Origin of the sequence: Marinobacter sp., assembly GCF_965229985.1 — a bacterium.
Lineage (GTDB): Bacteria > Pseudomonadota > Gammaproteobacteria > Pseudomonadales > Oleiphilaceae > Marinobacter.
The window spans coordinates 1,459,937-1,480,239 of sequence record NZ_OZ245935.1 but is presented as its reverse complement, the minus strand read 5'-3'; the positions used below and the strand labels follow the sequence as shown (position 1 = coordinate 1,480,239).

Annotated in this window: 18 protein-coding genes; all 18 read left to right on the top strand. The window is 49.8% G+C overall.

All coding sequences use genetic code 11. The features are described from left to right. Window positions 1-65 precede the first annotated feature (65 nt). The 18 genes from cysQ to ACO06L_RS06640 all read left to right on the top strand — a co-directional run bounded on the left by cysQ (window position 66) and on the right by ACO06L_RS06640 (window position 20,022). Window positions 66-842: a 3'(2'),5'-bisphosphate nucleotidase CysQ gene (cysQ, locus tag ACO06L_RS06725; protein WP_202346957.1), complete on the top strand. Its 777-nt coding sequence runs from the start codon at window positions 66-68 to the stop codon at window positions 840-842. Beyond that, window positions 839-1,318 (top strand): transcription/translation regulatory transformer protein RfaH, encoded by a 480-nt coding sequence (rfaH, locus tag ACO06L_RS06720; RefSeq protein ID WP_202346956.1) that lies wholly within the window; start codon window positions 839-841, stop codon window positions 1,316-1,318. Before cysQ ends, rfaH begins: the two co-directional genes overlap by 4 nt. A gap of 88 nt (window positions 1,319-1,406) precedes the next feature. Beyond that, the gene (locus ACO06L_RS06715) at window positions 1,407-2,165 is read left to right on the top strand and encodes a Wzz/FepE/Etk N-terminal domain-containing protein (protein ID WP_202346955.1); all 759 of its coding nucleotides are present in this window, start codon (window positions 1,407-1,409) and stop codon (window positions 2,163-2,165) included. A gap of 220 nt (window positions 2,166-2,385) precedes the next feature. Continuing rightward, window positions 2,386-3,867: a capsule assembly Wzi family protein gene (locus ACO06L_RS06710; protein ID WP_202346954.1), complete on the top strand. Its 1,482-nt coding sequence runs from the start codon at window positions 2,386-2,388 to the stop codon at window positions 3,865-3,867. Between the two features lie 33 nt (window positions 3,868-3,900). Then, a complete protein-coding gene (locus ACO06L_RS06705) occupies window positions 3,901-6,600 on the top strand; it encodes an SLBB domain-containing protein (protein ID WP_336143391.1) in 2,700 nt (899 codons plus the stop codon). After that, window positions 6,600-7,580: a Wzz/FepE/Etk N-terminal domain-containing protein gene (locus tag ACO06L_RS06700; protein ID WP_202346952.1), complete on the top strand. Its 981-nt coding sequence runs from the start codon at window positions 6,600-6,602 to the stop codon at window positions 7,578-7,580. Before ACO06L_RS06705 ends, ACO06L_RS06700 begins: the two co-directional genes overlap by 1 nt. An 8-nt stretch (window positions 7,581-7,588) precedes the next feature. After that, window positions 7,589-8,812: a lipopolysaccharide biosynthesis protein gene (locus ACO06L_RS06695; RefSeq protein ID WP_202346951.1), complete on the top strand. Its 1,224-nt coding sequence runs from the start codon at window positions 7,589-7,591 to the stop codon at window positions 8,810-8,812. A 39-nt stretch (window positions 8,813-8,851) separates the two neighbouring features. Next, window positions 8,852-9,835, top strand: a complete 984-nt coding sequence (locus tag ACO06L_RS06690; protein WP_202346950.1) for an NAD-dependent 4,6-dehydratase LegB — start codon at window positions 8,852-8,854, stop codon at window positions 9,833-9,835. Beyond that, a complete protein-coding gene (locus ACO06L_RS06685; protein ID WP_202346949.1) occupies window positions 9,828-10,988 on the top strand; it encodes a LegC family aminotransferase in 1,161 nt (386 codons plus the stop codon). The genes ACO06L_RS06690 and ACO06L_RS06685 overlap by 8 nt, the downstream gene beginning before the upstream one ends. Then, window positions 10,985-12,151, top strand: a complete 1,167-nt coding sequence (gene neuC / locus ACO06L_RS06680; protein ID WP_202346948.1) for a UDP-N-acetylglucosamine 2-epimerase — start codon at window positions 10,985-10,987, stop codon at window positions 12,149-12,151. Before ACO06L_RS06685 ends, neuC begins: the two co-directional genes overlap by 4 nt. Before the next feature lie 5 nt (window positions 12,152-12,156). Further along, window positions 12,157-13,221, top strand: a complete 1,065-nt coding sequence (gene neuB, locus ACO06L_RS06675; RefSeq protein WP_202346947.1) for an N-acetylneuraminate synthase — start codon at window positions 12,157-12,159, stop codon at window positions 13,219-13,221. After that, window positions 13,218-13,841, top strand: a complete 624-nt coding sequence (locus ACO06L_RS06670; RefSeq protein WP_202346946.1) for an acetyltransferase — start codon at window positions 13,218-13,220, stop codon at window positions 13,839-13,841. The genes neuB and ACO06L_RS06670 overlap by 4 nt, the downstream gene beginning before the upstream one ends. A gap of 44 nt (window positions 13,842-13,885) precedes the next feature. Then, window positions 13,886-14,932, top strand: coding sequence for a nucleotidyltransferase family protein (locus ACO06L_RS06665; protein ID WP_202346945.1), 1,047 nt, complete (start codon window positions 13,886-13,888; stop codon window positions 14,930-14,932). Next, a complete protein-coding gene (locus ACO06L_RS06660) occupies window positions 14,929-15,939 on the top strand; it encodes a Gfo/Idh/MocA family protein (RefSeq protein WP_202346944.1) in 1,011 nt (336 codons plus the stop codon). Before ACO06L_RS06665 ends, ACO06L_RS06660 begins: the two co-directional genes overlap by 4 nt. Next, the gene (locus tag ACO06L_RS06655; RefSeq protein WP_202346943.1) at window positions 15,936-16,637 is read left to right on the top strand and encodes a cytidylyltransferase domain-containing protein; all 702 of its coding nucleotides are present in this window, start codon (window positions 15,936-15,938) and stop codon (window positions 16,635-16,637) included. The genes ACO06L_RS06660 and ACO06L_RS06655 overlap by 4 nt, the downstream gene beginning before the upstream one ends. After that, entirely contained in the window at window positions 16,621-17,385 is a 765-nt protein-coding gene (locus tag ACO06L_RS06650; protein ID WP_202346942.1) for an oxidoreductase, read from the top strand. Before ACO06L_RS06655 ends, ACO06L_RS06650 begins: the two co-directional genes overlap by 17 nt. A 692-nt stretch (window positions 17,386-18,077) precedes the next feature. Beyond that, entirely contained in the window at window positions 18,078-18,719 is a 642-nt protein-coding gene (locus tag ACO06L_RS06645; RefSeq protein ID WP_202346941.1) for a hypothetical protein, read from the top strand. Then, the gene (locus tag ACO06L_RS06640; protein ID WP_227715864.1) at window positions 18,697-20,022 is read left to right on the top strand and encodes a surface carbohydrate biosynthesis protein; all 1,326 of its coding nucleotides are present in this window, start codon (window positions 18,697-18,699) and stop codon (window positions 20,020-20,022) included. Before ACO06L_RS06645 ends, ACO06L_RS06640 begins: the two co-directional genes overlap by 23 nt. Window positions 20,023-20,303: the final 281 nt, after the last annotated feature.

The window sequence follows — 20,303 nt, the reverse complement described above, 5'->3', positions numbered from 1 at the left end:
AAGGGAGTGTTACTATTACCCATCATAGTTCATAACGTTTTGATCTGAAGCAGGAAGCGAATCGCATGCATTACAGCTCCGTTCTCCCGGATGTCATCAAGGTAGCAGACGAAGCCAGCGAAAAAGTGCTTCATATCTACCAGTCTGATTTCAAGGTGAGCTACAAAGCAGACGATTCTCCGATCACGGCCGCAGACACCGCCGCCCACGACATCATCACCCACGGGCTGCGCAGAATTAGCCGGGATATACCCATCCTTTCGGAAGAGGGGAGGGATATCCCCTGGGAAGAGCGCAAACACTGGCGCCGGTTCTGGCTGGTGGACCCTGTCGACGGTACCAAGGACTTCACTCAACGTACGGGTGAGTTCACCGTCAACATCGCGATGATTGAGGACGGTGAGCCGGTTATGGGCGTGGTCATCGCTCCGGCCCTGAAAGAAGCTTACTGGGGAGTGGTAGGTGAGGGTGCCCACATGCGTGATCGAACTGGCAAAGTTCACCGAATTCGGGTGGCGGAGCCCAAAGATGTAAAACGTGTGGTGGCTAGCAAGAACCACCTCAACCCGGAAACCAGAGCGTTTATCGATCAGCTCGGAGAGCACGAACTTGTGCAAGCTGGAAGCTCGTTAAAGTTTTGCCGTATTGCCGAGGGCCACGCCGATATTTACCCGCGTATGGGGCCAACCTGCGAGTGGGACACGGGCGCAGCGCAGGCGGTGCTGGTGGCTGCCGGCGGGAAAGTGCAAACGGTAGATGGCCAGCCACTGAAATACGGTAAACAAGATGTGTTAAATCCGTATTTCATTGCGGCGGGAAGCTGGTATCTTCCGCAGCCATGACATGGTACGCACTTCAGTACAAGCCCGCGCAGGGTGACCGCGCCCTGCAGCATCTTCAAAATCAGGGTATTACCTGTTTTTACCCGAAAATTACGGTGGAGAAAATCAGGGCTGGCAAGCGCACCAAGAAGCTTGAGCCGTTGTTTCCGGGTTACCTGTTCGTGAATCTGGAACAATCGGATCCCGTGTGGGCAAAACTGCGCTCTACTCGCGGTGTGTTGAGGATTGTGGGTTTTGCTAACAAGCCCGCGGCCATCGGTGACGATGTGATCCATCATATAAAGGATGGTCTCGATTCCGTAGCAGAGCAGGGCGGTATCAAACCTGGCCAGGCCGTGCAGCTGCATGAAGGGCCATTTGAAGGCATCAATGCCATTTTTCAGTCCTATGATGGCGAAGCCCGCGCGATAGTGCTTATCAACTTCATGCAGAAGCAGCAGAAGGTAAAAGTTCCGGTCTCTGCTATAAAAAACTAAAGGTACTGCCGTGGAGCTGAATCGCAGCTCTGATCTTAAGCTGTAATCGGTGTGCCGCTCCAATAACAAGTAGGAAAGATAAGTTGATATGGAAGAACGACAGCGCTCAGTTCAACATACACCTGACGATGAGATCAGTCTTGTAGACCTGGCTTCCACTTTTCTGAAGCGCCGCCGAATCTTCTACGTCGTGTTTCTGGTTACACTTGTGGCTGGCATCCTTTATGCCATTTTGGCGCCCGAGAAGTACGACTACGTTAGTTTGTTCAAGCTGGCAGAAAAGGATGCTGGGGGCTTTGTCGAAAAACCGGCCACGGTGATCGCCACGCTTGAAAATCATTGGTTTCCTGAAATTGAGGCCACCTACCGCGCAGGGCACGACCAGCCAGTTCCTTTCGATGTGGTCTTTTCGAATCCGGAGAATACGGGGCTAGTCCGGCTTGTTTCTGAGGCAGAACCGTCGGAGTCTGACGATGTTAAGCAGATCCACAGTCAGCTCATTGATAGGCTGGAGCAGGCTCAGTCTGTTGCAGTATCTACCCTCAAAGAAAACCTGGAAAGACAGATCGAGTCTTTGGCCTCAACCATCGACAGGTTAGAGACTTCGCGGGATGCGGGCGTTGCCATTGCCGACGTAGTGAATAAGCGCCTCTCCCTTGAGGTGCTTCTGCGCTCGATCCAGCCGGCAGAACTTCTGGTGCTCAATCGCCAGATGTCAGAAAGAAAAGGCCCTGCGCGGAGCCTGATCGTGGTTTTGGCTGCCATGCTGGGTTTGATGGCAGGCATTTTTCTATCGTTTTTTGCCGAGTTTGTAAGCTTGGTAAGAGCCAATCTGAACGAAATGTAGACGATAAGGTTGAGGTTCCAAACCTTTAACAAATCTTTACCCCGATAACCCTATGATAACCAATGTGTCAGACTTTTTGTCACTTGCTTGTCATAGACATTGCCGTAAAATCGTCACGCTTCTGAAACAGTTCATTCATCTACCGACAAGGATACAGTTGGGAGTCAGTTGTCCCCTTCCTTTTGCCTGTTTCCTGTCGCTTTTCAGACAATCCAATTTTATGACCTTAAAACACTGGGCCCTGGTCGGTGGGGCGGTAGCGTGTCTGACAAGTGTTGCCCTCCCGGCCGCTCCCTGGCTTGATCCAGGCGACTCTCGGGCGCGATTTGCGGCCCAGAAACTGGCAGACCGCGGCCATATGGATCGCACCATCAGCACCTGGCCGATGATGTGGAGTACGGTCCACAGTGGCCTGGAGGATAGTGTCAGCGCTGATCAGGTGGCGGTGGGCTCCGCTGCCGCCTACCTGCGCTTCGAAAAAGAACAACAGGCCCAGCAGGGTTTCCGGGGCGAGTACAGCCTTTATGGCAGCAGCGAGATACCCGGAGTTCGCGGTTTTGACCAGAATCCGCTTGCGAAAGCTGGCACGGCGATCAACCTCCAGTGGCAGGGCGAAGTATGGGCCCTGGGGCTTAAGCCCTCGTACGCCCATGAAAGCGATGATGACGAAGAGCTTCGGCTGGATGGTAGCTACCTGGCTGCGGCTGCAGGTAACTGGGTGTTGGGCGCTGGGGCCATTGACCGGTGGTGGGGCCCAGGCTGGCAATCCAGTCTCATTCTCTCCAACAACGCTCGTCCCATGCCGGCGCTCTGGATTAACCGGAACAACACCCACGCTTTCGAAACCCCATGGTTAAGCTGGGTCGGCCCCTGGCAGTTCACAGCGCTTGCCGGCCAATATGAGAGTGACCGTGCGGTACCCGATGCCAAACTGATTGGCATGCGCTTCACGTTCCGCCCGATCGATGGCCTGGATATTGGTCTTTCACGGGCCATCATGTTTGGTGGAGAGGGGCGACCTGAAGGCGCTTCAACCATCTGGAACGCCCTGATCGGGCGCGATAACGGCCAGCTTGAGGAAAACGACCCGGGCAACCAGCTCGCCAGCATTGATGCCCGCTACGGATTCGCAATTGGCCAGCAATCCATGGGGCTATACGCCCAGATGATGGGCGAAGACGAAGCCGGAGCCTTTCCAGCCCGTAAGTCCTGGCTTTTGGGCGCGGACTGGACGACGCAGTTATTCAAAGCTGACCAGCAGTGGTTTGTTGAATACACCAACACCCTGGCGGATGACTTCCTTGGCGACGCCATGCCCAACATCACCTACGATCACTCCCGTTACCGCTCCGGCTATCGCTATTACGGCCGCAGCATGGCAGCTAGCTTCGATGGCGATGCAGAAGCCGTTACCTTGGGAGCTCTGAACTTTTTCGACAATGGTGCCAATTTGACGGCCAAGGTAACCTACGCCCGACTGAATAAGGATGGCGAAAACCGCACCGTTGTAACCGATCAAGATATCTTTTACACCGTTCCCGACGGCGACCAGAACGTCGCCATTCTTGATCTCGGCTACGGAACCCGTTTATTAAATGGCTGGCTGGATATGAACCTCCAGGCCACCGACAAGAAAATACAGTACCTGGGTGGCGAGAAAGACCAATGGTCTTTCGGCGCCACCTGGACCTACCGATTCTAAATTTTACCGAACCAAACCGCCGGATTTATAACTGTGAAGCTTAAGAATCTATTGCTCCCGCTGGCTCTGCTACTGCCAATGGCTGCCGCCGCCCAATCCATCAGCCCGTCTCAGATTGAGCAGTTCAAAAACCTGCCAAGGGCCCAGCAAGAAGCCCTGGCTCGGCAGTACGGCATAGACCTGGATAATATTCAGGGTCGCCGCCAGAGCCAGCAACGCCCGGAAAATATTGAGGTTGTCGAGTCCGAAAGTGGCAATGGCGATGACGAGCGCCGGAAAGCCCAGAAAGAACGGGAAGAGCAGGAAAAAGAGGAAGAGCGGGCTCGCAAGAACGGTGGGCTGAAACCATTCGGGTATGACCTGTTTGCAGGCAGTCCGACCACCTTTGCGCCGGTAACAGAAATCCCCGTACCAAACGATTACACACTTGGCCCCGGCGACGTGCTGCGCATCCAGTTATGGGGCAAAGAAAATCAGCAGTTGCAACTGCCCGTGAGCCGTGAAGGGTCCATTGGCTTCCCCAATTCCGGCCCTCTCAGCGTTGCAGGCCTTAGCTTTGATGAAGCGCGCCAGCAAATCCAGAAGCTGGTCTCCGAGCAATACATCGGCGTACAGGCCAGTGTTTCTCTCGGCGAATTGCGCAGTATGCGAGTCTTCGTTCTTGGCGAGGCCCGAAACCCCGGCTCCTACATGGTAAGCTCGCTTTCCACCATCACCAACGCCCTGTATGTGTCAGGCGGGGTAAAGCAGTCTGGATCCCTGCGTGCTGTGCAGCATAAGCGCAACGGCAAGCTTATCGGCACCCTGGATCTGTATGATCTGCTTCTCAATGGCGATAGCTCCGGCGATCACCGCCTTCAGCCAGGGGATGTTGTTTTCATACCACCGGTAGGCGAACGAGCAGGCATTGATGGCGAAGTCTACAGGCCCGCGCTTTACGAACTGGAAGATGAAACCAGCCTGAAAGAGCTGGTGCGCCTGGCCGGGGGGCTTACACCGCAGGCTTACCCGGAACGAGTAAAAATTGAGCGCACCAATGAAGACTTCCTGAGAATCATCGCAGAAGCGGATTACACGGAGCAGAAGGGCCAAAGTACTCGGGTGCTGCCAGGGGATCGCATCACCATTGCCTCTATTGCTGACATTACTGGCCAGTATATCGAAATCCGTGGAGCTGCCACGCGGCCAGGGCGCTATGCATTCGTGCCCGGCATGAGGGTGTCATCTGTCCTCAATAATCTCCGAAACGATCTTCTGCCTGCGGCAGATCGCGATGTAGCTCTTCTCGTAAGAAAGTCCGCAGATGATCACCTGAGCACCTTGGTGATTGATCTGCGAGATGCCCTTCGCAGCCCTGGCAGTGAAGCCGATCTGATCCTTGCGGAACGGGACCAACTGTTCGTGTTCTCTGATCTGGAGAAAACAGAACTTGATGAAAGGGCGCTGCGATATGAGGAATACCAGGATTTGCAGGAACGCCTGAAAAAAGGGGAGCGGATCTCCAAGCCTTCTGAGAAACAATTGGCGAATCTGCGCCCCCAACAGCGGGAGGAACTCCAACAGAACTACGAAGAGCGCCGTTGGCTCGCTATGCTGGAGCGGGAGCAACTAACGGAAAGCGAACAGGATGAGCTCCGGCAACTGCAGGATGCAAAGCGCGACAAACTGCTACCAGGTTTATTGAAGCAGCTGCGCATTCAGGCAACGCCGCTCGATCCTGCCTCGTTTGTCACCATATCCGGCGAAGTTCGTTACCCGGGTGACTATCCGATTCCTGAAAACGGCGGACTTGCCGATGTGATTGCTCTTGCTGGAGGGCTGAAAGACTCAGCATCCCTGCTTTCGGCGGAACTGGCCAGATCGGAGCTTGCAGAAGAGGGCGACCGCAGAGTGATCACCCGCAAGATTGCGTTGGCGGATGTAATGGCTGGTGAAACGCGTCAAACACTTCAAAGCCGTGATTCTATCCTGATTCAGCCTACTCCAGATTTTGACAAACAATACCGAATCACCCTTTCTGGTGAGGTACGCTATCCGGGAGAGTACACCTTTGGTGAAGGGGAGACCCTGAGGGACGTTATTCTCCGCGCGGGCGGACTGACCGAGAACGCATTCCCGAAAGGAGCGGTGTTCACCCGCCAAAAGCTTCGCCGGTTGGAGGCCCAGCGCCTGCAAGAGGCTAAAGAACGCTTGCAAGGTGACCTCCTGGGTGTCCAGCTCCAGGGCAACACCTTCGGTGGGCAGAACGCCCAGCGGGTGCAGCAGGTTCAAGGCTTGTTGGAAGAAGTGCAGAACAGCCGCCCTGTAGGCCGGATGGTGATCGACCTTGCTGCCGTTATGCAGGATGAGGGTTATCAGAGCATTCGGCTTCAGGATGGCGATACCCTAAGTGTTCCGAACATACCCCAGTCGGTTTCTGTGTTTGGGGAAGTGCAGTTCCCGACCAGTCACCTACATCAGTCCGGCCTCACCGTGGATGACTATCTGGAACGCTCCGGCGGCCCAACCCGCCAGGCGGATGACAGCAGAGTCTACGTTGTGAAGGCAGACGGCTCCGTGATGCTGCCAGAGAAAAGCAGATGGTTTGGTGGCCGCAGCAAGCAACTGGAGCCGGGAGACACGATCATCATGCCGATTGACGTGGACCGCCTGAACCAGCTGGAGCTTTGGACAAACGTGAGCCAGATTGTTTATCAGATGGCGCTTGGTGCAGCGGCAGTGGGGAATCTGTAATGAGTGGCTATGAGAAACTAAATGGGACTCCTGACGTCCACCCTCACAAAGATGATGAAATTGATCTTCGTGAACTTTTCCTGACGCTATGGGCGGGCAAATGGTTGATCCTCGCAGTAACTCTTGTGTTTGCCATTGCAGGCATTGCCTACGCTCTTCAAAAGCCAAATATCTATCAGTCTAGCGTTTTGTTGGCACCAGCAAATGAAGAGGGGTCGTTAAACGGTATAAGTGGGCAGCTTGGTGGTTTGGCAAGCCTCGCTGGCATTAACATTGGCAGTGGCAGTTCAAACCAGACGGTGATTGCAAAAGAGGTATTGCAATCCAGGGCATTTCTAGCAGATTTCGTAAAACGTCACGAGCTTGAAGTTCCTCTGCTAGGTACCTCTGGTTGGAATGAAGCCAGTAAATCCTGGATCTTCAACAGAGAAGTTTACGATCCTGATACCCAACAGTGGCTCGCCGATCAGTCGGGAAAGACATTCAAGCCGACTGACTGGGAGCTTGTGAATGCTTTAAAGCATGAGCATATTAGTGTCAGTGATAATAAAGATAGTGGAATGATAACTTTGAAGGTGAGAAGCATGTCCCCGGTAGCTTCGCAGCAGTGGGCTGAGTGGCTGGTTGCGGATATTAACGAGTACATGCGTCGAAAAGACGTCGATGAATCCAATGCCAGGATTTCTTATCTTGAAGAGAAACTGAATGATACGAATGTAGCTGGGATGCAGCAGGTCTTTTATCAGTTGATTGAGAGCGAGACCCGCACTGTAATGTTGGCAAATGCTCAGAAAGAATATGTATTCGAGACTGTCGATCCTGCCGTTATTCCTGAAGAGAAGAGTGAACCAAAGCGCAGTCTGATTGTGGCACTTTCGGTGATGTTAGGAGCGATTTTGGGCGTTGCTGTGATTTTTGTGTGTACTTTCGTGAGGAGTGGGCGACGAAAGACTCCTGAAAAAACTAATCAGCCTGAATGAGAATTCGTTTGTTCAACCTGAGCCTGCGGGCTCTGACATTAGCTGTAAAGTTTGCCTTCATTTTGTCATTGGCGGTTTTCCTGCCACCCGAAAAAGTCGGTTTGTATGGCCTCATTACGGTCACAGTTTTTTATTCTATCTATTTTGTTGGTTTCGAGTTTTATACCTACAGCACGCGTGACATCGTAGCGAGGCCTAAGTCCGAGTGGTCGGGTCTTTTGGCCAGTCAGTTGGTTTTCTTTTGCCTGCTGTATCTTGTCGTTCTGCCTGCCTCAAGTATTCTGTTTCTGATGGGAGTGTTGCCCTGGACCGTCATGGCGTCTTTCTTCTGTCTGGTGGTTCTGGAGCACCTTTCAACCGAATTGATGAGGTTGCTTGTTGCAATTGAAAGACCTTTGCTGGCAACTCTGATCATCTTCATAAAGCAGGCCCTTTGGGCAATCTGCTTTACATTAGCAATGTGGCTGGAGCCAAACTTCAGAAATATTGCTGATCTGCTGCTGTTCTGGATGATAGGTACCTCTAGCAGCATACTTATTGGAGTGTGGCCACTGTTGAAGTTGGATTGGGCAGGAGCATTGTCAAGGCTTGATTGGCGCTGGGTAAAAGCAGGCGTGATCATTGCTGTGCCCTTGCTTTTGTCTTCCGTGGCTGTCAGATCTTTGTTCACCTTTGATCGATACGCCTTCGAGGCTCTGAATGGTTTAGCTCTTCTGGGCGCATACAGTGTCTACATGGGGGTAGCATCCGCGATGCTTTCTTTTATGGAATCAGGTGTTTTTGTCTTCTACTACCCGAGAATGATGAAGGCGTACAAAGAGAACAATCTCAGTGAGTTCCAAGTCTCTTACAGAAAATTGGCAAGGCAGTCGGTTTTGTGGCTTGCAGTTTTGACGGTTGGCGCCGGGCTTGCGGGAATAATAATCTTTCCTCTCCTTGAAGAGAGGGTCTATGCAGAAAATCTTCCTTTATTCGCTGCTGTTATCTTTGCCATGGCCATTTTTATCATTGGCTATGTATTTCAGTATGGGCTCTACACTACGACAAGGGATGGCAGCATTATTGCCGCAAATGTTGTTGGTTTGATGGCAGCAGGATTAACATTGTTCATTCTTGCCTCTCACTCTGAATATTGGGCAGTCACTGTTGCAATGGTTGTGGGGAGTGCTACTGCTACAGGCCTGAAATATTGGAAATGGCTCACTACTCGCAGAGAGCTTCTACTCGCGTAAAGCTTGCTTCTGTAATCTTGGAATTGGATCTTTATTATTATGAAAGAAACTGTATTGGTAACCGGCGCTGATGGATTTATCGGGTCTCATCTCACTGAACTTCTTGTTCGTGAAGGTTATAAAGTAAAAGCTTTGTCTCAATATAACTCCTTCAATTATTGGGGCTGGCTCGAAAATATCGATTGTCTGGACGAGATAGAGGTACTAAACGGTGATGTTCGTGATCCACATTACTGCAAACATATCACCAAGGGTGTAGATATTGTTTACCACTTGGCCGCACTGATTGCCATTCCCTACTCATATGTGGCACCGGATAGTTATGTCGATACCAACATCAAAGGAACACTGAATATTTGCCAGGCAGCGCTCGAAAATGGTGTGAAGCGAGTGATTCACACCTCCACCAGTGAGGTGTACGGCACTGCCCAGTATGTTCCGATTGATGAGAAGCACCCGGTTCAGCCGCAGTCTCCCTACAGTGCATCCAAAATCGCCGCTGATGCGATGGCGATGAGTTTCTACAATGCGTTTGACCTGCCGCTGACTGTCGCCCGCCCATTTAACACTTATGGTCCACGGCAGTCCGCCAGAGCGGTGATTCCCACGATTATCACCCAGATTGCTGCTGGCCAGAAATCAATCAAGCTCGGAGATGTGTCGCCCACCAGGGATTTCAATTATGTGGAAGACACCTGCCGGGGATTTCTCGCGCTGGCCAATTCTGAGAAAACAATCGGTGAAACGGTAAACATTGCCTCGAACTTCGAGATTTCAGTTGGCGATACTCTGAAGTTGATACGGGAGATAATGCAAAGCGATGTTGAATTCATTACTGATGAACAACGAATTCGGCCAGGAAAATCAGAGGTGTTCCGTCTTTGGGGAGAGAACGCCAAGATCCGTGATTTGACTGGATTCGCCCCTGAGCATTCAATTGAGGAGGGTTTGAGGAAAACCGTGGAGTGGTTTACAAACCCGGATAATCTTAAGCACTACAAGGCTGGAATCTATAATGTCTGAAGTGTCGGTAAATCGGCTTGTTGAGTTCGTGAAGCACCATTACGGAACCAACGAATTCATTCCACTACACGCGCCGGTTTTCAAGGGCAGCGAGCAAGCCTATGTTGCCAGCACAATCGATTCGACTTTTGTTTCCAGTGTTGGGGAGTATGTCAATCGTTTTGAACGGGACATGGCTGTTTACACTGGCACACAAGCAGCGGTCGCTACGGTAAACGGAACCGCCGCACTCCATGTGAGCCTCCGATTAGCAGGCGTTTCTTCGGGAGACCTGGTGATTACTCAGGCACTGACCTTCGTCGCCACATGCAATGCAATACACTACTGTAACGCAGTTCCACTGTTTATTGATGTTGACGAGGCTACCCTTGGGCTCAGCCCAAATGCTCTGGAAAGCTGGTTGGAAAACTTCGCCAGCAAGAACGAGTCGGGTGAGTGCGTTGATCGAGCCTCCGGCCGAAGGATTTCCGCATGCATGCCAATGCACACTTTCGGTCACCCCGCTGATCTCGCCGGTCTAGTCCGTGTTTGCGAAAAATGGGACATTCCTTTGGTTGAGGATGCGGCAGAATCCTTGGGCAGCTTTTATCAGGGTCGTCATACTGGATCCTTTGGCAAACTGGCAGCGGTGAGCTTTAACGGAAACAAGATCATTACCACCGGTGGCGGTGGCATGATTCTCTGTGATGCGGAAACAGGCCAGCGAGCCAAGCATCTCACTACGACCGCGAAAAAGCCGCATCCCTATGAATACGTTCACGACGAGGTAGGTTTCAACTATCGGTTGCCCAACATCAATGCTGCGTTGGGCGTTGCCCAAATGGAGCAATTACCGGAGTTTTTGGCTGAGAAAAGGGCCTTGGCAGGGGAGTATAGATTGCTCCTCAAAGACACGGAGTTTCAATTTGTGGACGAGCCCGATGGTTGCAGGAGCAACTTCTGGCTGAACGCGGTTCTCTGCCCGGACCAGTCATCAAGAGACCATCTACTCGAGCGTACAAATGCCAAAAACGTAATGACTCGTCCAGTCTGGCAACTGATGTGCGATTTGCCAATGTATTCCCACTGCCCCAGGGGAGACCTTCGCACCTCAAGGAGCATAGCCGAGCGCCTGGTAAATCTTCCCAGCAGCGTAAAGCCGGTCCAGAAATGAAAAAGATCGCAGTATTCACCGGAACCCGAGCAGAGTATGGCCTGCTATATCCCTTGCTCAGAAAACTGGAAGCGCATTCAGAGCTGCGCTTGCAGTTGATTGTAAGCGGTATGCACCTCGCACCTCAGTTTGGAGAGACTTGGCGAACGATAGAGGACGATGGGTTTACCATTGATGCCAAGGTAGAAATGTTGCTGGCATCTGACACCAGCTGTGGCATTGCCAAATCTATGGGGGTTGGGGTGCTCGGGTTTGCAGATGCGTTGGAGCGCCTCCAGCCTGACTGCCTGGTGATTCTGGGTGATCGCTATGAAGCGCTTGCAATTGCCCAAGTGGCTGCGGTGATGCGCGTTCCAATTGCTCACCTTCATGGTGGTGAGCTGACTGAGGGTGCTTATGATGACCCGATCCGGCATGCGATTACCAAGCTGTCTCATTTTCATTTTGTCGCTTCGGAAGAGTACAGGCTACGGGTCATTCAGATGGGGGAGGATCCCGAGCGCGTCTGGAACGTGGGAGCGTTGGGAATTGAGAATATCTGCACGGTCCCACGTGTTCCGTTGAGCACCATTAACCAGAAATTTCAGACCGATCTCAAACACCCGTTTTTTCTCGTGACGTATCATCCGGTAACTGCGGGGAATGAGGATAGCGAAGATACCTTCAGAAACCTCTTGTCAGCCCTTGATGAATTCCCGGACCATCAGGTTTTGCTCACCTATCCCAATTCAGACGATGGCGGGCATCGGTTGATTCAGATGCTCGAACAATTCGCTACTGCCCATCCCGACAGAGTGTTTGCGGTACCCTCGCTTGGTATGCAGTGCTATCTGAGCGCGGTTGACCTTAGCGATGGTGTGATTGGCAATTCTTCCAGTGGTGTTATTGAAGTTCCCTCTCTCAGAAGACCGACGGTTAATATTGGTGTGCGTCAAAAAGGAAGGCTTGCAGCAGACTCAGTTATTCACTGTGGGACATCCCAAGATAACATCACCCAGGCCATCCGTAAGGCACTTTCACCTTCAGCCAAGAAGATTTCAGAAACTTGTGAGAACCCTTATGGCAGTGGTGATACGTCGACAGAGATTGTCGATATTCTGAAAAATCAGCGGGCCACTGGAGCAAAACGCTTTCATGACATTTCCTGGGCCCACGAGGAATGATTTGAATGGTAAGAGTAATTGCAGAAGCAGGAGTTAATCACAACGGCGATCGCGACATGGCCTTTGAACTGGTCAAAGTAGCAGCGGATTCAGGTGCCGATGCCGTTAAATTCCAGACCTTTAACGCAGAGCGACTGGCAGCCCTTACAGCGCCGAAAGCGAAATATCAGCAAGCGACCACGGATGCGCTCGAAAGCCAGTTCGATATGCTGAAAAAACTGGAATTGCCAACCGAATGGCATTTCGAGCTCCAGCGGTACGCACGGGAACTGGATATAACATTCATATCAACAGCCTTTGATCTCCAGAGCCTGGCTTTCCTGCAAACATTGGACCTTCCCTATTACAAGATCCCTTCCGGGGAGATCACCAATGGTCCGCTATTGCTGGCTTTTGCCCAAACCGGCAAGGAACTGATCATCTCTACAGGCATGGCGACGCTGAGTGAAATTGAACAGGCGCTTGCCATCGTCGCATTTGGCTATGCTCACGAAGAAGAGCCGGAAAGTCTCGAGCAAGTGTGGCGCTTCTGGAGCAATCCGGACGTTCAGGCTTCTCTGCAAGGCAAGGTTTCGTTGCTCCATTGTACGTCGCAATACCCAACGCCGATTGAAGAGGTGAACCTCAATGCCATGGGGACCCTCGCAAACGCTTTCGGTTTGCCTGTTGGCTACTCTGATCACACGCAGGGCCTGGTTATACCTACAGCTGCCGTAGCACTCGGAGCAACCATTATTGAGAAGCACTTCACGCTGGACCGCACATTGCCGGGCCCGGATCACAGGGCTTCTCTGGAGCCGGACGAGCTTTACGATTTGGTGCGCGCCCTACGAGATGTTGAGCGGGCCCTCGGTGACGGTATTAAAAAACCGCAGCCCAGCGAGTGGGATACTCGTGAGGCAGCACGGCAGCAGGTGATTTTTTGCGAGCCAGTTAAAAAAGGCGAAAAAATCGAGCGAGGTGCATTATCCACGGCCCGCTGTGGACGGGGGGTTTCTCCAATGGGGCTTTGGGATATGGTGGGCAAAGTTGCCTCAGAATCCTACTCAGAGGGAGATGTGCCAGAGTGACCCAGGTGTTGGCAGCCGACCTCTTGTCGAGAGATTGTATTTTAATAGGGGCGGGCGGGCATGCGAAGGTTGTACGGGAACTTGCAGAACTGTGCGGTGCCAACATCCTCGGCGTCTGCGACCCGAAGTTTCAGGGCACACACAGCGAGATCTGGAATGGCTTGAAGGCTCTCGGAGGGGATGAATATTTGTCTGGGGTAAACCCACAAACGGTTCTATTGCTCAATGGAATTGGAATGATGCCCGGAAGTCGCATTCGTCAGGGCGTGTTCGAGCGTTTCAGAGCATTGGGTTTTCACTTCCCATCTCTCGTCCACCCTTTTGCCTGGGTCTCTCACGACGCTCACGTAGGCGACGGCGTCCAGCTGATGGCGGGATGTGTTGTACAACCGGGCGCACGGATCGGAATTAATACGATCATTAACACCCGCAGCTCCGTCGATCATGATTCCTGTTTAGGAGAGCATTGTCACCTCGCACCCGGCGCTACCCTCTGTGGCGATGCAAGTGTTGGTGCCGGTACCTTTATTGGTGCTGGTGCAACGATTACCCACGGAGTGACAGTAGCGCCAAAAACCTTCATAAAAGCTGGGTCTTTGACAGCCAAAGACGTTCTCTAAGGCCCCGGAACACCAATTCCTTTTGCAAACGGAATACTTGATACATGAAAAAGTGGCAGAACGTACTTATCCAGCCGGATTTGCCGCTGGAAGACGCGATTGCAGTTCTTGATAAAGGTGGGCTGCGAATTGCCTTGATAGTGCAGGACCACGATAAGTTAGTGGGTACATTGACCGACGGCGATATCCGTCGCGCCTTGTTGCGGCATATTCCGCTGACCGCGCCTGTTAGGGATGTGATGTGCGCTAAGCCCCATGTGGCTGATGTTGACTGGTCTAAGGATAAGATCCTCTCCGTAATGGAAGATCTCGAATTACTTCAGATCCCGCTACTTGATTCAGAAGGGCGAGTCGTCGGGCTTGAAACCTTGCATGGGCTAATGGAGCGCAGAACGGTCGAAAACCCGGTCTTTCTGATGGCAGGCGGATTCGGAACTCGTTTGAAACCTTTGACCAACGAGTGTCCCAAGCCCCTACTAAAGGTTGGTGACAAACCGATTCTTGAACTGATACTGGAAAGCTTGGCCAAGGCAGGGTTTTATCGTTTCTTCATTTCAACGCATTATTTGCCGGAAATGATAAGAGAGCACTTTGGAGATGGGTCTCAGTGGGGTGTTAATATCGAGTATGTTCATGAAGAAGAGCCCCTTGGAACGGGCGGGGCGTTGGGACTGTTGCCCAAGGAAAAGATTGACTGCCCACTGATTATGATGAACGGCGACCTCCTCACCACAGTGAACTACCGTGGACTCCTGGACTTCCATCTTGAACATGACAGTATTGCAACAATGTGTGTTCGTGAGTATGAGCACCGGGTTCCTTATGGCGTTGTTCAAACAGACGGCACCTATATACAGAGTATGGAGGAGAAGCCGGTTCAGAAGTGCTTCATTAACGCCGGGATATACGTTGTGTCGCCGGAACTGGTGGGTTGCGTCGAGACTGGCGAACGAATTGATATGCCAAGCTTGTTGGAAAAACAGATTGATCTTGCCAAAAAAGTCGCGATGTTTCCGGTACATGAATACTGGCTCGACATTGGCAAAATGGACGATTTCAAGAAAGCACAAGAAGAAGTCGAGCTTCTATGAGTGACACCCCCCTTAAGAGAGCTCTGGTGGTCGGAAGTGGAAGTATCGCGAAGAGACACATCGCAAATTTGCGACATCTGTTCCCGGATTTATCCGTGGTTTGTGTCAGTGCTTCAGGCCGGATGCTTGATCCTGCCGAGGTCGGCGCTTCCGAGGTCTTATCGGACTTAGCCACCGCTGTCAGGCAAAAACCGGATTTTGCGGTGATAGCTTCACCCGCACCCTACCATCTAAGCCACGCGGATGAGCTGTTGGCCGCGAACATACCTGTGTTAATCGAAAAGCCCCTCTGTGCCTCAGTTCGTGAACTTGATGCGACCAAACTGCGTGGGTATACCGCCCGCATTGGCGTTGCCTACAACTTGCGATTCATGCCTGCGGCACAAATAGTGAAAAAGCTTATTGATGATGCGGCAGTGGGACCAATTAGCACTGCATTTGCGGAAGTGGGGCAGTTCCTGCCAGATTGGCGCCCCGGAAGCGACTATCGCAAGGGCGTTTCAGCAATTAAAGATCTTGGCGGCGGCGCACTGTTGGAGTTGAGCCATGAGTTAGACTATTTGAACTGGTTCTTCGGCCCGTTCTCTCGCGCATTGGGCGTCGTTCGCAACGCCGGTAGCCTGGAGATTGACGTGGAGGACACTGTAGATGTCCTACTCCAGCAAAGCGGAGGCCAGTTGGTCCACGTGCACCTCGACTTCCTGCAGCGTCATCCCACCCGGCGCTTTAAGGCAGTTGGTGCCATCGGCACCATTGAATGGGACCTGATAGCAAATAAGGTACTTCTTTTTCATGCGGATGGTAGTACCGAGACGGTGTATGCAGATCCGAACTATGACCGAAATCAGATGTACATTGACCAAATGATTGCGTTCATTGGCTTCATAAAGGCAGAAGCAGATTTTGAATCTACGTTGGATTCGTCCATGCAAGTAATGCGACTGGTTGAATCTATAAGGATGTCCAGTGATCAATCTGCTTGGACTGAAGTGGAGGAGGCCTTGTGAGCAAGATCTACGCATTTGTATTCGCCCGGGGCGGATCCAAAGGTTTGCCCCGGAAAAACCTCCTCCCGTTGGGCGGCGTGCCTTTAATCGGCCATTCAATAAATACGGCGAAAGCACTCCCGCAAGTTTCGAAGGTATTTGTTTCGACTGATGATTCCGAGATAAAGCGCGTAGCGAAGCAATATGGTGCAGAAGTTATCGATCGTCCTGAGGAACTGGCGGGCGATAAATCGCCAGAGTGGGAAGCGTGGCGCCACGCTATTCAATACCTTGAAGACTTGGGAGAGGAATTTGATACTTTCCTGAGCCTTCCCGCCACAAGTCCTCTCAGATCGACTCATGATGTTCAAGCAGCAATAAACGCACTGAACTTCCAAACAGATGCTGTTATCACGGTTACACCTGCAGCCAGAAGCCCCTTTTTCAATATGGTTTCCAGAGAACTGGACGGGTCTACTTCGATTCTATGTCCTTCTGATGGGTATGTCCGGCGGCAGGATACCCCAGAGGCTTTCGATGTTACGACTGTAGCCTATGTCCTGAAAAAGAGTTTCATCATGCAGCGGAATGGGCTCTTTGAGGGGCGGCTCAAATCTGTAGTCGTACCGAAAGAGCGAGCCGTTGACATAGATGACATCCTGGATTTCAAATTTGCTGAATTGCTTTACGCCGAGGTCAAGAATGTTATTGGAAAATAAAGTTATACTTGTTGTTGGCGCCGGAGGCTTGTTGGGACGGGAAATTGTTCGTTCTGTAGTGAAGGAAGGTGGACGCGTAATTGCTGCAGATATAGATCCCGATTTACTACATGACCTTATCTCAGAGTTGGGTGACAGTAAAATACTTCCGGTGAAAGTTGATATTGGTAAAAAAGAATCTGTTGAAGACGTATTTGCATCTGCTGAAGTAAAATGGGGGAAAGTGGCCGGCGCAGTTAACGCGGCTTATCCTAGAAATGAGCGGTACGGGCGAAAAGCACTCGACGTCACCTATAGTGATTTCTGTGAAAATGTAGGTTTGCACCTGGGTGGATACTTCCTATTTACTCAGCAATGCGCGGTGTACTCGAACGATAAAAAGATTGACTTTTCGTTGGTAAATCTCGCGTCTATATATGGCGTAGTCGCTCCGGACTTCGAAATATACGAGAATACTAATATGACGATGCCGGTAGAATACGCGGCGATCAAGTCGGGCGTTGTTCATCTGGGGTCATATTTCTCGTCTCTAATGAAGGGGTCAGGTTTTAGGGTGAACACAGTGAGTCCCGGTGGCATAAGTGCAGGTCAGCCGGAGTCTTTTCAGATCGCCTACAATAAACGATGCCGGAGCAAAGGGCTTCTGCATGAGGGGGATGTGACCGGCAGTATAGTTTTCCTTTTGTCGGATTTCTCGTCTTACATTTGTGGCCAGAATATAGTGGTTGACGATGGATTTTGCTTGTAAGCGCCGAATTATATAGTTCTTAGAGCCAAAGATTGCGGAAGTACATAACCTTTTCCCTTTTTCAAAGTAATACCTTTTATATGACCGTAGCTTTGAGTAAAAGAAAAGCGGTGAGATCTTTGCTTGTAATCATTTTTGTGATGATGAACAGCGTTGACATCTTATATATGAGCGCGTACAAGTTCGGGTTTTCGGTTGTTGGGTCTTATGCGACGTTATTCTCCATATCTTTTTTCTTGCTTATATTCATTAATAAAAAAACGTTTTCGAAAGTCTCGATTGCTCTTTTTCTTATATATCTATCATATCTTTCCTTTCAGTTGCTAAATGGTGTTTTTAATAGCAAGGAAGCTGAGTTCTCATTTGTGCCATTTCTTTGTTTGCTTCTTGCGCCATTAATCGTCTCTATCTATGGGGATTTTTCTAGGGATGAGCAGATTTCGATCATAAAAGGAGTGCTTTTCCATTCGATAATTCTCTATCTTTTCGTTGACTTTTTCAGCGTTATTTTTATTAATAAAAGCCAGCATGTAATTCTTTCGAACGTGCTTCCATTTCTGACTATCGCTTTGTTCCTTGTCATTGGTTTTGACAAGAACTGTAAGCCGTTCTTTTATTTTCTATTGTATGCCTTCTATGTTTGTTGGATTTTCATCTCGATTTTCTATTTTACCGAAGATTTGAGGATTCAAGTGAAAGCCTTTTCCATAACTATATTTTTATATTTATCTGCTGTTTTCTTGTGGCTTTCTTCTCGTATCAATTCACGTATTAAGACAAGAAAAGTTTCTCGAATCTCTTCTTCGATTCTTGGTGTACTCGTGATAATGTCAGCCGGAATTTCTTCAGCGATATTATATTTTTCGCCGATTATTTTGGAAATTTTTGACCGAGAAACATCTTATTTTTTGAGAAACGCGGTTTCTTTGTATCTGATCGATGAGCTTGTTTCCGGAAATTTTTTCAATATTATTTTTGGTTACGGTTTCGGAAGCTCTTTTAAAGAGGTGGAAGTTTTTTATAATGGTGTTTCTTTTAACTTAAAAAGCCACTCCGGGTTAGTAAGTGTTGTTTATGAAAATGGCCTCTTATTCTTTCCTTTTTTCGTTGTTTTTTTAATCTGGTCTTTTGGTCTGAGCAGTAAGGCCATTTCGTTTCGAGAATATTTTTTAACTCTAATTTTATTGTTTACGTTCTTAATTCTGAATCTAGTTTATTTGGTGGCGATATTCGTTCCAAATTATGTTCACCAGTCCCAGTTTGTGTTGTTTTTGCTATGCTTAATGTTTTTAAAGAGGTCTTCTGTTGAAAATGAAAGTCCTGATCGTCTATGAAAGGAAAAATAGAGAGCTAGAGACTGCTCTTTTTTTGCAAAAGAAGTTCCAAAAGGCTGGCTTTGAATGCAATGTGGTACAATTTTATTGGGGGTTTGGGTTTAATCTTTTAAGTGCTGGACCAGATATACTAGTGGTTCCCCATTTATATAATGGTCTAAGCGTAGCAAGGTTGATTGCTAGATACGGGCGACCACGATTTATTCTCAATCTTCAGTATGAACAGGTTCTTTCCGATAAATGGGAGCGACTTGGACACCATAACCCATCTGGAACGGCGATGAATGCTGTCCACATCTGCTGGGGACGGACGACCTTCGATCGCCTTAGAGATTTTGGAGTTCCATCGGAGAATCTTCTTACAATCGGAGCGCCACATCTTGATTTATTGAGTGGGGTGGACGAGGGCTACTGTGCTGAACAAAAGAGAAAGTTAGCCAAGGCGTTCGGTATAGAAAAGGGTCAGGATTGGAGTCTTTTCCTTTCGAGTTTCACATACGCCGATATTTCGGAGCACAGACTTCGCATGAATGAATCGGTTGCTGGATCTAATCTCGAAGACTTCGTGGAAATTCACTCGAAATCGAGAAACGAGGTCCTCACCTGGCTTGAGCAAGCGTTGAACAAGAATCCAAGTAGCATACTGATATATCGTCCTCATCCTGATGAGCTCAACCTGGACAAGGTATATGAACTCGCAAATAAATATAATAATTTCAGAGTTATTTCCTTTGGTTCCGCCAAGCAATGGATTATGGCAGCGGATACAATACTTTCCTGGTATTCAACAACAGTTGTTGAGTCGCATTACCTAAAAAAGCATTACCAGATTTTACGCCCGTTTGACCTACCGGATTATTTCGATAGCGTTCTATTAAAGAGGGCTAAGTTTCTAACCTCGAAAGATCAGTTCCTCGAATACCTCAGGTCCTCGCCAGAGGCTCAGGATTTGCCCCTTAGAAATGAAGACGTGGCTGGTTATTATGAAAATATTGATGGTTCAATCGCTTCGGAAAGATTGGTTAACTATGCTGAGCAAATGTTGATGAATCAAGCTTGTCAGGACTTTTCAGTTTCGAATAAGCATCTTTTTCGTGCCAAAGTGATTTCATTTTCGGTTCTTTCAGTTTTCATCCTATATCGACTTACAAAAAAATTCCCACTCGTCGACTTTGTGAGAAAGATTCCGTTTTTTGATCGGTGGTTTTCTGAGTTTGATAACCAATTTGCTGAATCTTCGGAAATCAAGAAAATAAGAGAAAGCCTAGACGAGTTCGACACCTCTGGCTCGATTCAGCGGTGATAGATATGTTCTCATTAAAAAGTCTTTTGAAGTCCTTCGCGTTGTACGTTTTATTCAATGTCCAGAAGAACTTCATTTATAAATTTAAATCCACAGGTCGTTGCTGCCGCATCGCTTCCGGCGTTTTCATTTATCCTGACCAGGTTGTCCTTGGAAATTACTGCTTCTTAGGGCGTGGTTGTTATCTTGATGGGTCTATAGTTATCGGCGACTATACGATGCTTGCAGGTAATGTTGCGATTGTAGGTGGCGACCACTCATTTGATTCACCTGCTGTATTG